Below are 12,466 nucleotides of genomic sequence, written 5' to 3' on the forward strand. Positions count from 1 at the left end.
GCTCCGTCAGGGTCGCCACAGTTCGATGGCGGCGGGTTTGCTCGCGCGGTCGAGCTTCATCTTGACGTCGAGCACGAGGCCGCTCTCCTCGCCGAGGAGGCTCTGAACCAAAGGCCAGCCTCCGGCCAGGAACTGATCGTGCGACACGGCCAGCACGACCGCGTCGGCTGGACGCAGCGCGCCAACTGCCGTGAGGCCGATGCCATACTCCTCGTGCACCGCCGCCGTATCGGCCAGGGGATCGGCGACCTGCACCTCGACGCCGAACGACTGCAGTTCGCTGATGATGTCGATCACCCGCGAATTGCGGATGTCCGGCACATTCTCCTTGAAGGTCATGCCGAGGATCGTGACGAGGCCGCTGCGCCCTTTCCGCTTCAGCAGCCCGCGAATGCATTCGCGCGCAATGCGCCGGCCCATCTCGTCGTTGATGCGGCGGCCCGCCAGGATGACCTCGGGATGGTAGCCCGCCTTCTCGGCGCGATAGGTGAGGTAATAGGGATCGACGCCGATGCAGTGGCCGCCGACGAGGCCGGGCGTGAAGGGCAGGAAGTTCCACTTGGTGGCGGCGGCTGCGAGCACGTCGCCGGTATCGATCTCGAGCGCCTGGAAGATCAGCGACAGCTCGTTCATGAAGGCGATATTGAGATCGCGCTGGGTGTTCTCGATCACCTTCGCCGCCTCGGCGACCTTGATCGAGGGCGCACGATGAATGCCGGCCGTGACGACCGAGCCGTAGACGGCCGCCACGATCTCGAGCGTCTGCGGGTTCTGTGCCGAGACGACCTTGGTGATGGTCTCGAAGCGATGCGTCTTGTCACCGGGATTGATGCGCTCCGGCGAATAGCCGACGTTGAAATCGGCCCCCGCCCTTAGGCCCGAGCAGCTCTCCAGCAACGGGACGCAGTCTTCCTCGACGGCGCCCGGGTAGACGGTCGACTCGTAGACGACGATGTCGCCGCGCTTCAGAACGGCGCCAACGGTGCGCGTCGCGGCCAGCATGGCGCCGAGATCGGGCCGACGCGCGCTGTCGATCGGGGTCGGAACCGTGACGATGAAGAAATCGGCAGTCGCGATATCGGCCGGCTCGCTGGTGAAGCGCAGGCCCGGCCGCCGCAGGTCGCCCGCATCGACCTCGCAGGTCCGATCCCTGGCGTCCTTCAGCTCCGCGACGCGGGCCGCATCGATGTCGAACCCGATCGCCGGGCAGCCTGTCCGCGCGAACGCAGCCGCGACCGGCAGGCCGACATAGCCAAGGCCTATCACCGCAATCTTCCGGCCATGAGACATAAATTGATATTCCGGTCGTTTCGGAGGCCATTGACGCCACCCCTGCGACTGTTTAGCCACCGGGGCATCAGGACCGCAAGGGGCGGCTACGGCTCCCCTTACCCGGGGTCCGGCCCTGCCAGGACGGGCGTTGCGCGTATCGCACTCGGCTTGGACCGTTTCAACCAAGAGCGAAGCCAGCCTGGCATGCGTGCGTTTTTGATTCTTCTCCTCCGGATCGTGGTGTCGCTGGCTCTGCTGTATCTCGCTCTGCGCGGGATCAACTTTGCGGCGATCCGCGAGCGGCTCAGTCAGATCAACATCGGCTGGATCGGGCTGGCGGTGGCCATCACGCTGGTGCAGATTTTCATCGGCGCCCTGCGGTGGCGCGAGATCTCCGCGCTGTGCGGCGCGCCGCTGACGGACATGCAGGCGTTCCGCTACAACATGATCGGCGCCTTCTTCAATCAGACCCTGCCGTCCTCGATCGGCGGCGACGCCGTGCGGCTGTGGCTGATCGGGCGCACCGGCGCCGGCTGGCGCGCAGCCAGCTACTCGATCCTGACCGACCGCGCCGTCGGCTTCATCGCGCTGGCGCTGATCATCGTCGCGAGCCTGCCGTGGAGCTATGGCATGATCGCCGACCAGCACGGGCGCCTGGCCCTGGTGCTGGTCGACGCCGCCGCACTGGCGGCCGGCGTCGGCTTCCTCACCATCGGCCATCTGCCGGCGGCATGGATGAAGGCGTGGTGGCCGACGCGCCACGTCTATGCCTGCTCGGTGATCGCGAACAGGGTGATCTTCGGCCGGACCACGGCTGCGAAGATCGCCGTGTTGTCGCTGTCGATTCACGTGCTCGCCGTCGTCATCGCCTGGTGCGCGGTGCGCTCCATCGCGGCGCCAGCCGCATTCGAACAGCTATTCCTGCTGACCCCGCCAATCATGCTGATCACGATGCTGCCGATCTCGATCGCTGGCTGGGGCGTCCGCGAGGCGACGATGATGGTCGCATTCGGCTATGCCGGGCTTGCGCCGGCCGACGGCACCGTGGTCTCGATCCTGTTCGGCGCGGTCTACTTCATCGTCGGCGGCATGGGCGGCCTCGTGTGGATTCTCAGCGCCGAAAAGGGCGCTGGCCGACTGGCCGTGCCGGCAATCGCGGAAGACTGAACTATTAGGGACGGGCCCACGCGTCGTACCACGCCTCGGCCATCAGGACGTTCCACAGCCAGTAGGAATGGTTGTGGCGCCGGCTGAGATGCTCTTCGAACATGCGTGTCACCCGGATCGGATCGAACAGGCCCTGCCGCTTGAGGCGAGCCGGTGACAGCAGGTCTGCGGCCCATGATTTCAGCGGGCCGCGCAGCCACGTATCGAGCGGAATGCTGAATCCGGTTTTCGGCCGATCGATCATCTCCGCCGGCACGTGCCGGTACAGCACCTGACGCACCAGCCATTTGCCGCGCCCATCACGGACCTTCATCCGAGGAGGAACCCTCGTTGAGAACTCAACAACGTCCTTGTCGAGGAAAGGCACGCGTGTCTCCAGCGCCACCGCCATCGCCGCACGATCCAACTTCTGCAGGATGTCATCGCTTAGATAGCTCAGGGCATCGGCGAGCGTCATGCGATCGAGCGGATCGAGCTGAGCAGTCAGCTGCATCTCATTCTCTGCCCAGCTCGGACGCTCCGCGCCTCCCATCACCGTTGCGGCCGGATCCTGGTCGATCGAGCTCAGCGTCCGATACAGCGCATCAAGGCCATCGGCGGCAATGATGCGCCCGAGCTTGGCGACCTGGTCGCCGGCATGGCGGACCTTCCATCGGGCCGGCAACACGGGCTGTAGGGCGTTGAGAATCGTATCGGCCGGCTCCGGCGCTATTGCACCAAGCGCGGCACCGATCGCACGCCGCAACGGCATCGGCAGGAGGCCGAGACGCGCCTGCAGCCCCCCGCCCCAGACATGGCGGTTATAGCCACCGAACAATTCGTCACCTGCATCGCCCGACAGCGCGACGGTGACATGCTGGCGCGCCAGCTGCGCCACCAGATGGGTCGGAATCTGTGAGGAGTCGGCGAACGGCTCGTCATAGATGCGCGGCAGCTTGGGTACGACGTCCATGGCGGTGCGGGCATCGACATAGAGCTCGGTATGATCAGTGCCAAGATGTTGGGCGACCCTACGCGCGTCCTCGGCCTCGTTGTATCCGCCCTCGGCAAAGCCGATGCTGAAGGTGCGGACCGGCCGGCTGGCCTGCGCCTGCATCAGCGCGACGATGGTCGAGGAATCCACGCCGCCGGACAGGAACGCACCGAGCGGCACGTCGGACAGGCACTGCCGTTTCACGGCTGTGGATAGAAGCTGCTCCAGCCGTTCGATGGCCTCGCTCTCACCGCTGATCCGGTCGCCCTGCGCAGCAACGACATGGTGGCGCAGCGACCAGTAAAGCTGCGGCTCGAACCAGGTCCCGGGCGCAGCATCGGCAGGGAAGCTGACGTACGAGGCCGGCGGCAGCTTGCGTATCCCCGTCCAGATCGTGGCCGGCGCGGGCACGCAGGAGAAGCGCATGAATGCCGTCAGCGCCGCGCGATCTAGCGCTGGTGCCCATGATGGATGCGCCGCCAGCGCCTTCAGTTCCGACCCGAACACCAGATCGGCGCCGCTCCAGCCATAGAACAGCGGCTTCTCGCCAAAGCGATCGCGCGCCAGGATCAGGCATCGTGCCCCGGCGTCCCACAGCGCAAAGGCGAACATGCCGACCAGGCGCTGGAGCGCGGGCTGGACGCCCCATTGCCGGATGGCGGCAAGCAGCGTTTCGGTGTCGGAATGGCCGCGCCAGTTCGGCGCAACGCCGCACGCCTCCAAGTCGTCCCGGATCTCGAGATGGTTGTAGATCTCGCCGTTGAAGGTGATGGTGTAGCGCCCGCACGAGCTGCGCATGGGCTGGGCGCCGGCCTCGGAGAGATCGAGGATCGATAGCCGCCGATGACCGAAGGCGATGCCGGCCTCCGCCAGGATAGATAGTCCCCACGCGTCCGGCCCCCGATGAGCCAGCGCTTCGGTCATCCGCCCGGCACAACCACCAAGTACACTTTCATTGGCGCCGCGAGGGCGAAAAAGGCCCACTATGCCGCACATAAATCGGCTCTTTCGGGCACGCGCAAGCCGCGGATCCTCGATAAGGACTTCTTTAATAGCCCCGATCCGCCGACAAATCCGGCGGCTGCGCTGAGCGGGCAGGACTTCACACTACAGACCCTTCTTGCCGGTGCAGAGCGCGGCAATGTAATTGGCCATCTTATGAAAACCAGTGTGGATGACCTCGTCGTTCATACTAAACATAAACACGTTGTGGAAGTAATCCTCCAGCAGACGCCGCAGATCCGGACCGGTCTTGCAATTAATGTGACCGATCCTTGACTGAGCGGATGCATAGGGCTGGCTCTCAATGGACGGCATGCCGATAATCGCCGCTCCGTTGGAATCCAACGAAGCGAAGGCATTAGATAGGAATAGGCGCTCCTTGGCGGGCTCGATATGTTCGAGCACGTCGAGCGCGTAAACGGCATCGTAGTCGCCAGGAACGGGCCCATCGAGCATGTCGTGAACGAAAGCTTCGAACTGCCAGCGCGGCGCCATGCGCTTCTTTGCGTCCTCGATAAACACCGGATCGAAATCGATCGCGGTCATCTTGCCGACCTCGGCCTGCACGATGCGGGTCCCAAAGGCGTCGCCGCAACCGATTTCCAGCACCTTCTCGCGTCCCGAGAACATCTTGGACACGAACTTATAGCGGGACAACCGAAACACGAGGTGCTTCGGGTCCTCGTGCCAGCTCTGGCTGCCACGTAGCCCGAGCGTCTCGTATCCCCGCTCGGACGCAGCTTCGACCATGACCTGATACTGGGTTTCCTTGGTCCTCTTGTCCTCCATGAGCGTACCCTTCCCCAACGCTGATCCGATCATTGCCATCTTAGATCCTCACATCCCCGTCCTCGCCTACGACCCGGGTCTCGGGACACAACACAATGAAATGGCCACCCTTGCTGAGGTATTCCTGGTTGGTCTCAATGATCTTCTTCGAGTGCACCCAGGCCAGGATGATCGTGTAGTCCGGCATCCGCTTCACGAGCTCCGCCGTGGGCACAACCAGATTGCCGTCCCCGGAGGCGTAGCGTCCAACCTTCTGCGGATGATCATCCACGATGTAGTCGATCTTACCGCAAAGCCCCATCTGGATGATCAATGTCGGGCCGCTACGCGCCGCGCCATAGCCGGCGATGGTGGCGCCCTGCGCTTTTAGCTTGGCAACGAGCTCGGCTGTGCGGGTCCGCAGTTCCTTCACCTTTGCACCGAAGGCGTGCAGCGTTTCGAGCTTGTCCAGCCTGCGCTCGGTCTCAAGGGCGACGAGCTCGCGGACGGAGTCCTGAACTGGGCGTGCGCTGCCCTTTAGCTGAACGGTGCCGATCAGCGAACCGTGCTGAATGGCTGCACGCTCCACCGCGATCAACTGCAGCCCGTGACGGTCGAGGAACGAGATCAGGGGCTTGACCGAATGATGGCTCAGATGTTCGTGGAACAAGGTCGCGATCAGCATGCCGTCGACGATATCGAGCAAATACTGAGCCTCGAAGAAGAACAGACCGTCGGGCGCCAGCATTTCCCGCACGCAGTCGACCATCTCGCCCAAATCGTCGGCATGTGCGAAGACGTTGAACGCACAGATGATGTGGGCGGGACCGTGCTCCTCGCGGATCTTCCTGGTGAGATCCCTGGTCATCAGCGAGGTGATGGTCGGAATACCGGCATCATTGGCGCGTTTGGACGCATCTGTCGCCGGATCAATGCCGAGCACACGGTAGCCGGCGGCCTTGAACGGCTTCAATAGCGAGCCGTCATTGCTGCCGATGTCGACGACCAAGGCACCGACCGGCGCGGCCGCCGCCCTCACGGCTCTGGCAGCGACGTTCTGGAAGTGCTCCGGCATGCCTTTGGCATCGCCCGAGAAATAGGTGTAAGAATCCCACAGGGTCTTGGGATCGATGATGTCGACCTGTTGGACGTGGCCGCAATCCCCGCACATGAAGACATCGACTGGGTAGCGCGGCGCGCTGGCCGCCATAGCCCGATCGTAGGAGTAGTTCTCCGACAGCGGGATCGGCGAGAGCTCGACCACGCGCTCCACATTGCGGGACCCACACAGCCGGCATGTCTGGCGTCTTGTCACGGTCATCGCATTCAAGCCTTCTGTGCCCGGTAGTCAGTGATGAGGTCCTCGACCAGTGCGTCGAGCGGTTGCGGCGTGACGCCGCACAACTTGGTTGTGCGCTGCATGCCAAGCCCGCTATAGGTCGGCTTGAATGCAATATGGATGCCTTTTGCGGTCGCCGTCGTCGGCCGGATCATGTCGGGGTCGACACCGAGCCGTCGGGCGAGCTTAGCAGCAAAATCGACGTAGTTCACGTTCTCCGCGCCGGAGAGATGCAGGTTCCCGGCGACGCGCTGTTGGCCGATTTGCGCCAAGGCCTCACCCACGAATCGCACCGACATCGGCGCAAAGACCAGATCGGAAAAAGGCTCGATTGGCTGGCCCTTTTCCCAAGCCGAGAACCACGCTGGCAGAGGCGACACGCCCGCATTCATGATCTTGGTGAGACGAATGATATTGAGGCGATCCAGCGCACCCAGCCGCTCCGCGGCACGACGCACGACGATCTCGCTGTCGGACTTCTGCTTCGCGTAGGCGATGCCCGGTTGATGCGGGTCATCCTCCTTCGGCCATGGCAGCTCGCCACCGAAGACTGAATTGGTCGAGATGTAGGTCACGAACAGGCCTTGCTCCAACAGCGAAGCCACCGTGCGCGGGATCAGCTCGACGTTGATGATCCGAGCCATCGGATCCTTTTCGCAGCGACCATAGTTGGTCGCGGCCGCGATCAGGAAGGCATATTGCACACCAGGCGGAGCGATGAACGGCGCCTCGCTCTCGAAATCGAGCAGCACACGCTCCGGACCGACCGTATCCGGCCGCCGTGTGGTCTCAAGGGCGGTGTGCCCGCGCTGGCGCAACGTTCTGACAACACTGCCGCCGACGAGACTGTCGCCCCCGACAACCAGAAATGCTTGCTGATTGCTCATTATATCGCCTCGCCGCGGCTTTTCCCAGCAGCTGTCGAAAGATCGTGCTTCATCTCCGGCAAAATCCCTTTTCTCATCGGGCCTGTCACTTAGACGCGATCAGCGTTCCGGCTCCGCCTGGATAGCGACAACATCGCGCTACTGCAATAATCTGGGCAACGGGCCGACGCCGCCCCTCGCATCAAAATGTTGTATAACATCATCACAGTGGCCCACACACACCAGCAGTTCACGGCGACAACGACCATAGGCAACTTCTGAATGGATGAGGGCCGAAGAAAACGAAAAAAGAGCCTTTCGATTAATCTCAGCTTCCGTTTGAAACGACCGCCGACGAAACGTCCTTCCACTCGGTAGCCGATCCAGTTCGCAGGTAGGACCTCCTGAGTGTATCGCGAAAGCTCGCTAGAGAAATTGCTTCGTTCGAGCTCGGAGTTCTGGTGCTCGATGAATACTGCCAATTGGCCCCCGTGTGCCAAATGTCTATCGGCGATTTCGAGCCACTTCCTGAGCTGACGGATGTTCGCTCGATAGATGTGAATCAGGATACGGTCGTAGGCCTTGTGCGGACCTTCCTCGCCCACCGAGTTCGGCATCTGCTGGATGTCAATCGGGAGCCGCCCCGGAAGATAACGCGCCAGTGAGCTGTCAGCAGGACAGATCAGCAGGACTCGCCGCGGCTTCACCTGGATGACGTTCGCTACCCAATCGAGCACCAGGCACGAATCGAGCCAGAGGTGATTCCAGATACGAACATCCGGAAGTCGTCCGGTATATACCTGCGCCACGCGCAGCATCGCGTGATAACGTCCGACCAGATCCGTTCTCTTCCGAACCTGCACATTCCGCTTTTCGGGATCGAGAACCTCCGGAGGCCACGTCCATTTGCCAGACAGCGAGAACTTCAGGGAAGCCCAGGCCTCCAGGCCAGACGACCAGTACTCATGCCCCTCATGTGGCACAGCATTCGGCGTCATCCTCGACGCGACATCGGCCATGAACTCTCGAGCAAGCGCCTTGACTTCCGGCAACGCTTCCCCACCGGGGCCGCTGCGGAAAACGAGATCGACCTGCGCACAACGCCGATGTTCGCTGGTAGTCCAACGCGACAGTTCGGTTGCGATGCTGCCGACGCTCTTAATGCCGCAGCGAAGCAGCGCCTGCTCCTGCGCTTGCGGCTGCAGCTCCAACATGAAGAAATCGTCCGAATCGTCCATGAAGCCGATCTTGCCCGACGGAACCAGCTCCGGGACAAAGCCATAGTCGCAATAGGAATTCACGGGCGGCATCGGCACCTCGGGCTTGATAGCCAGCATAAAGATGAGGTGGTACCGAGCCAGCAGGGTCGCCTCATCAACCTGCCAATACATCTGGTTGTGGGTTTCGCAGCTGACGAACTGCTGGGTCACGGTCTTCGCTACAGCCGTCGGATGCAAGTTCTCGAACGCGAGTCGCACCATCGAGCGCGGTGGGACGGCCAGGCAGTGCCCTTCGTCAGAAAGCGAGCTCGCCAGAATTGGCAGTGTCGGCTCCGCGGACGCACGTAAGGACGGCGCCATGATGCACGGATACCCCTCTCCTAGCTTGGATATGGTCGCGCGCAACGAACCGTCGGCCAGCACGAAGTCGGAGTTCATGAAAATAAAGTGCGTATTAGTTTGTTCTGGCCCGCTATCCATGATGCCGCGCGCGTAAGCGAGTGTCAGGGTCACACCATAGATACCGGTCGTGATCAGATCATCGATGAGAATGAACCGAACTGGACATAGAGCCCGCACCCTTTCCATGATCGCGAGTTCGGAGAAATGAGCCTGCCCCTCGGTTGAAGTCAGAATCAACATTTCAAGCTCGGTCTGGCCGGCAACATAGGGCAGATTTCCCGGCGCAAGATAGGACGGCAGTGAAAGCCTGACGAACTCGTCAATGTACCGAGTTCCCCAGATCACCGTCAGAAACTTGACTTTCATCGCTCCCCTTCAGTCCGGTCGCGTACCAACAGATCGTCACAATTAGCCGATGTGGGCGCCAAAGACTCCACTTTGCGAGATCGAAGGCAATTCCAGCCCACCCGCCGCGGTTGTAGTCCAAGCAGAAATCCGCAGCAAGCTCTAGCCAGAAAGTGGCACAAATCTACCCGAATCAACATGCCGCAAAATTGGGCCGTGCGGAGGTAGCGCCGGAGCTGGTTAGCCTATGTTATGATACCCGCGATAGCAAATCCCGATGCCGGCAGCGGTTCTAACTCCGCAGCGACCGCGATCCAGAACTGGTGCGGTCAGCCGACTGCGCAGGGAGAATCCGTTTGGACAAGGACAGCAGCAAACTGCTACAGTGCGCGGGAAACCTCGCTTGGTGGCGGCGCATCCGAAAATTGTTCAGCGTCGTCATGACTGCAAGCAGGCCCCAGGCAAGCGCGGCTCCCGCCGTCATCGGCAGCCTCCGCAGGGAAACCGGCCATAAAAAGCGGTAAACTCCACGTTCGGCGCAGCGAAGAACGTGCTTTATTTCGCCGCCTGCGAATCGGGCGCGACAGTGGTAATTGATCCAGTCCTTCGGCAATAACTGGTCGGCAAAGTACGGCAGTTCGCCAGAAAGATCCCCTCCATCGAGTTCCGGATAGCGATGCTCGACGAAGACCGACAGAACACCGTCCGGACCCAACCGTTTTTCAGCCGCCCGCAAGGTGTTCGCCATTCCGGCGACTCCCTCGCGGAGAACATGAATGAGAATGTCGTCGTATATAGCCTGCAGCTCGGGCACGGACGGTGTTGCGTCGCGAGTAACTCCGGAAATTAGCGCGGCCTCAGAGCAAACATCGATCGGGAAGTATAGTGGCAGCGCAGCGGCCAAAGGGCTGGCCGTACTACAGACGAGGAGCGTACGCGATCTCGATCGCGCCTGGACCTCGGCAATCCAAACCCGCAGCAAACACGAATCCAGCCACTGATAATGCCAAATCGGGACGTCAGGGAGACTGCGGCTCTGTCTCCTCATCCAGCCAATAAATTGGCTGTAGAGCCGAAGGATGGCGGATTTCAGGTCTCCCGCCTTGCCTACCGAGCTGTCTCGGCTGTCCAATTCCGGCGGCATTACGACAGTCTGGTGAGCAACGGCGAATCTCAACGATGCCCAATACTGAACGCCGGCGAGCCAATACGGATGGTTAACGTGGTCGATTGGTTCACGCGTCATCTTCGATTTCAGCTCGGTCATGAACTGCTCTGCGCGTGCGCGAGCCCGATCCAGTTCCGGGCCGGGATCTCCGGAATGAAAGACAACATCTACTTCGGCGAAGCGCCGGTGTTCGGCTGTGGTCCACTGACAGAGCTCGGCCGCGATTGTGTCCACGCTGGCTTGACCGCCCTTAACAAGGTTACGCTCGGAACTCGATGATTGCAGCTCGGCAACGAAGAATTCGTCGGAGTTACCGAGCAACGTGAATCTCCGCGACGGGACCAGTTCAGGCATGAAGCCATAGTCGCTGTACGAGTTCAGCGGCGTCAGCGGTACCTCGGGCTTGACCGCCATCATGAAGATCAGGTGATGGCGACAAAGCAATGTCTCGTCGTCCACCTGCCAGTAGATCTGGGTATGGCTGGTACAGGTGATGAGGCCCTGGGTGATGGTCTTGGCTGTCACGGTCAGATGCAGGTTGTCGAGGACGATGCGGACCAGATCGCGCGGTTTGAGCGTCAGCTCAAATCCGTCCGGCGAGAGCGCCTTTACTAGAGATGGCAGAGCGGTCTCCGCGACTGCGCGCAAGGATGGCGTCTTCACGCAAGGATGCCCCTCGGCGATCTTGCTAACGAGTGTTCGCAGCGATCCGTCTGCCAGCACGAAGTCCGAGTTCATGAACACGAAGCAGGTGTTGGTCTGTTCGCTGCCGCTGTCCATGATGCCGCGCGCATAGGCTGCCGTCAGAGTCACGCCGTACGCGCCGCCGGCGATCAGATCATCGATCGGAATGTAGCGAACAGAGCAAAGCGCCTTCAGCCGGGCCATGATCGGCTGCTTCTCGAAATGCGCCCGCCCTTCGACAGACGTTAGAACGACGACTTCCAACTCGTTCGCCTCGGCCACCCAAGGCAGATTTTGGGGCGACAAATAGGAAGGGAGCGAGACGCGGGCGAACTCGTCGATATACCGAGCCCCCCATATCACCGTCAGAAATTTGACTTTCATTCCGTAAAAGCGCCTCGAAAAGCCTTCGTGCGACGGACTTGACACGCCTTCCGCTTGGCACGCGCAGCGAACGCCCGCCCTCGCTCGGTCACGGCAGCCAGGACCAACGCTCCATTTTCCAGGCAAGGTAAAGCAGAAACGCCGGTCAAACTCTAGCAAAACTCCGCATCGCGACGTTGCAGTGGACCCAAAAGTCCTTTATGCGGGCGGGCTAAAGCTCCGACCACCGCACGGCCCGGGTATCCTTCCGGGACCGCGCCATCGCCGGGGGGCTGTGGACAAGTCAGCGCATTTCTGGACGAATGCATGGACCAGCCGGACCACCGATTGCGCGAAGTTTCGCCCGAGGTGCTGTACTCGGATGGCGGTTTCCTCGCTGTCGACGACAGAATCGTGCAGCTATTGAAGAACAAGGCGGCGAAATCGCCCCGGCGGCGCTGCCGCCTTTGTTTTCACGCATCGTCGGACGATCTGCAACAGGAGATGCTGATCGTCATGCACCGCTCCTCCTATGTGCGCCCTCACCGTCACCTGCGCCGTTCCGAAACGTTGGCGGTCATTGAAGGAAACTGCGAGACGCTCCTGTTCGACGAAGATGGACAGCTGACGGAACGCCTGCCGATGTCGGCCGCGGCCGAGGGCGGCCGCTTCTTCTACAAGATGCCGCCGGGCATCTTCCACACCTTGATATTCCGCTCGGAATGGCTGGTGTTCCTGGAAACCACGATCGGTCCATTCGATCCGACCTCCAGCGAAGCGGCGAGCTGGGCTCCGCCGGAAACCGACCCGGCGGCCGGGCATTCGTACCTCGCCGGTCTTGAATCGGCTGGTGCCAGCCGGTAGTGGCCGCTGTTTACTCATGCCGCCAAGTCGGGC

9 protein-coding genes are annotated in these 12,466 nt (G+C 61.7%); 2 read left to right on the top strand and 7 right to left on the bottom strand.

Annotation, left to right across the window (positions count from 1 at the left end; translation table 11 throughout):
- Window positions 1-6 precede the first annotated feature (6 nt).
- The gene (locus QW881_RS28330) at window positions 7-1,290 is read right to left on the bottom strand and encodes a nucleotide sugar dehydrogenase (RefSeq protein WP_315758398.1); all 1,284 of its coding nucleotides are present in this window, start codon (window positions 1,288-1,290) and stop codon (window positions 7-9) included.
- A gap of 186 nt (window positions 1,291-1,476) precedes the next feature.
- Between QW881_RS28330 and QW881_RS28335 the strand changes: the two genes are divergently transcribed.
- The gene (locus QW881_RS28335) at window positions 1,477-2,439 is read left to right on the top strand and encodes a lysylphosphatidylglycerol synthase transmembrane domain-containing protein (protein ID WP_315758399.1); all 963 of its coding nucleotides are present in this window, start codon (window positions 1,477-1,479) and stop codon (window positions 2,437-2,439) included.
- Between the two features lie 4 nt (window positions 2,440-2,443).
- On the opposite strand, the gene asnB is transcribed toward QW881_RS28335, so the two are convergent.
- From asnB to QW881_RS28365, 6 genes are all read right to left on the bottom strand, one after another.
- Entirely contained in the window at window positions 2,444-4,408 is a 1,965-nt protein-coding gene (asnB, locus tag QW881_RS28340) for an asparagine synthase (glutamine-hydrolyzing) (protein WP_315758400.1), read from the bottom strand.
- 111 nt (window positions 4,409-4,519) lie between these two features.
- Complete coding sequence (locus QW881_RS28345; protein WP_315758401.1) at window positions 4,520-5,242, bottom strand: class I SAM-dependent methyltransferase; 723 nt, start codon at window positions 5,240-5,242, stop codon at window positions 4,520-4,522.
- 1 nt (window position 5,243) lies between these two features.
- Entirely contained in the window at window positions 5,244-6,503 is a 1,260-nt protein-coding gene (locus QW881_RS28350) for a class I SAM-dependent methyltransferase (RefSeq protein ID WP_315758427.1), read from the bottom strand.
- 5 nt (window positions 6,504-6,508) lie between these two features.
- The gene (locus QW881_RS28355; RefSeq protein WP_315758402.1) at window positions 6,509-7,408 is read right to left on the bottom strand and encodes a sugar nucleotide-binding protein; all 900 of its coding nucleotides are present in this window, start codon (window positions 7,406-7,408) and stop codon (window positions 6,509-6,511) included.
- Between the two features lie 89 nt (window positions 7,409-7,497).
- On the bottom strand, window positions 7,498-9,375 hold the full coding sequence (locus QW881_RS28360; RefSeq protein ID WP_315758404.1) for a hypothetical protein: 1,878 nt from the start codon (window positions 9,373-9,375) through the stop codon (window positions 7,498-7,500).
- A 271-nt stretch (window positions 9,376-9,646) separates the two neighbouring features.
- On the bottom strand, window positions 9,647-11,590 hold the full coding sequence (locus QW881_RS28365) for a hypothetical protein (protein WP_315758405.1): 1,944 nt from the start codon (window positions 11,588-11,590) through the stop codon (window positions 9,647-9,649).
- Window positions 11,591-11,896: 306 nt separating this feature from the next.
- On the opposite strand from QW881_RS28365, the gene QW881_RS28370 reads away from it, so the two are divergent.
- On the top strand, window positions 11,897-12,433 hold the full coding sequence (locus tag QW881_RS28370; protein ID WP_315758407.1) for a WbuC family cupin fold metalloprotein: 537 nt from the start codon (window positions 11,897-11,899) through the stop codon (window positions 12,431-12,433).
- Window positions 12,434-12,466 lie beyond the last annotated feature (33 nt).

Source organism: Bradyrhizobium sp. SZCCHNS3016, from assembly GCF_032484535.1.
GTDB lineage: Bacteria > Pseudomonadota > Alphaproteobacteria > Rhizobiales > Xanthobacteraceae > Bradyrhizobium.

What these genes read in the sequence shown, in the direction of transcription:
- QW881_RS28330 (WP_315758398.1), bottom strand. Translation starts at nt 1,290, where the DNA reads ATGTCTCATGGCCGGAAGATTGCGGTGATAGGCCTTGGCTATGTCGGC.
- QW881_RS28335 (WP_315758399.1), top strand. Translation starts at nt 1,477, where the DNA reads ATGCGTGCGTTTTTGATTCTTCTCCTCCGGATCGTGGTGTCGCTGGCT.
- asnB (WP_315758400.1), bottom strand. Translation starts at nt 4,408, where the DNA reads ATGTGCGGCATAGTGGGCCTTTTTCGCCCTCGCGGCGCCAATGAAAGT.
- QW881_RS28345 (WP_315758401.1), bottom strand. Translation starts at nt 5,242, where the DNA reads ATGGCAATGATCGGATCAGCGTTGGGGAAGGGTACGCTCATGGAGGAC.
- QW881_RS28350 (WP_315758427.1), bottom strand. Translation starts at nt 6,503, where the DNA reads ATGACCGTGACAAGACGCCAGACATGCCGGCTGTGTGGGTCCCGCAAT.
- QW881_RS28355 (WP_315758402.1), bottom strand. Translation starts at nt 7,408, where the DNA reads ATGAGCAATCAGCAAGCATTTCTGGTTGTCGGGGGCGACAGTCTCGTC.
- QW881_RS28360 (WP_315758404.1), bottom strand. Translation starts at nt 9,375, where the DNA reads ATGAAAGTCAAGTTTCTGACGGTGATCTGGGGAACTCGGTACATTGAC.
- QW881_RS28365 (WP_315758405.1), bottom strand. Translation starts at nt 11,590, where the DNA reads ATGAAAGTCAAATTTCTGACGGTGATATGGGGGGCTCGGTATATCGAC.
- QW881_RS28370 (WP_315758407.1), top strand. Translation starts at nt 11,897, where the DNA reads ATGGACCAGCCGGACCACCGATTGCGCGAAGTTTCGCCCGAGGTGCTG.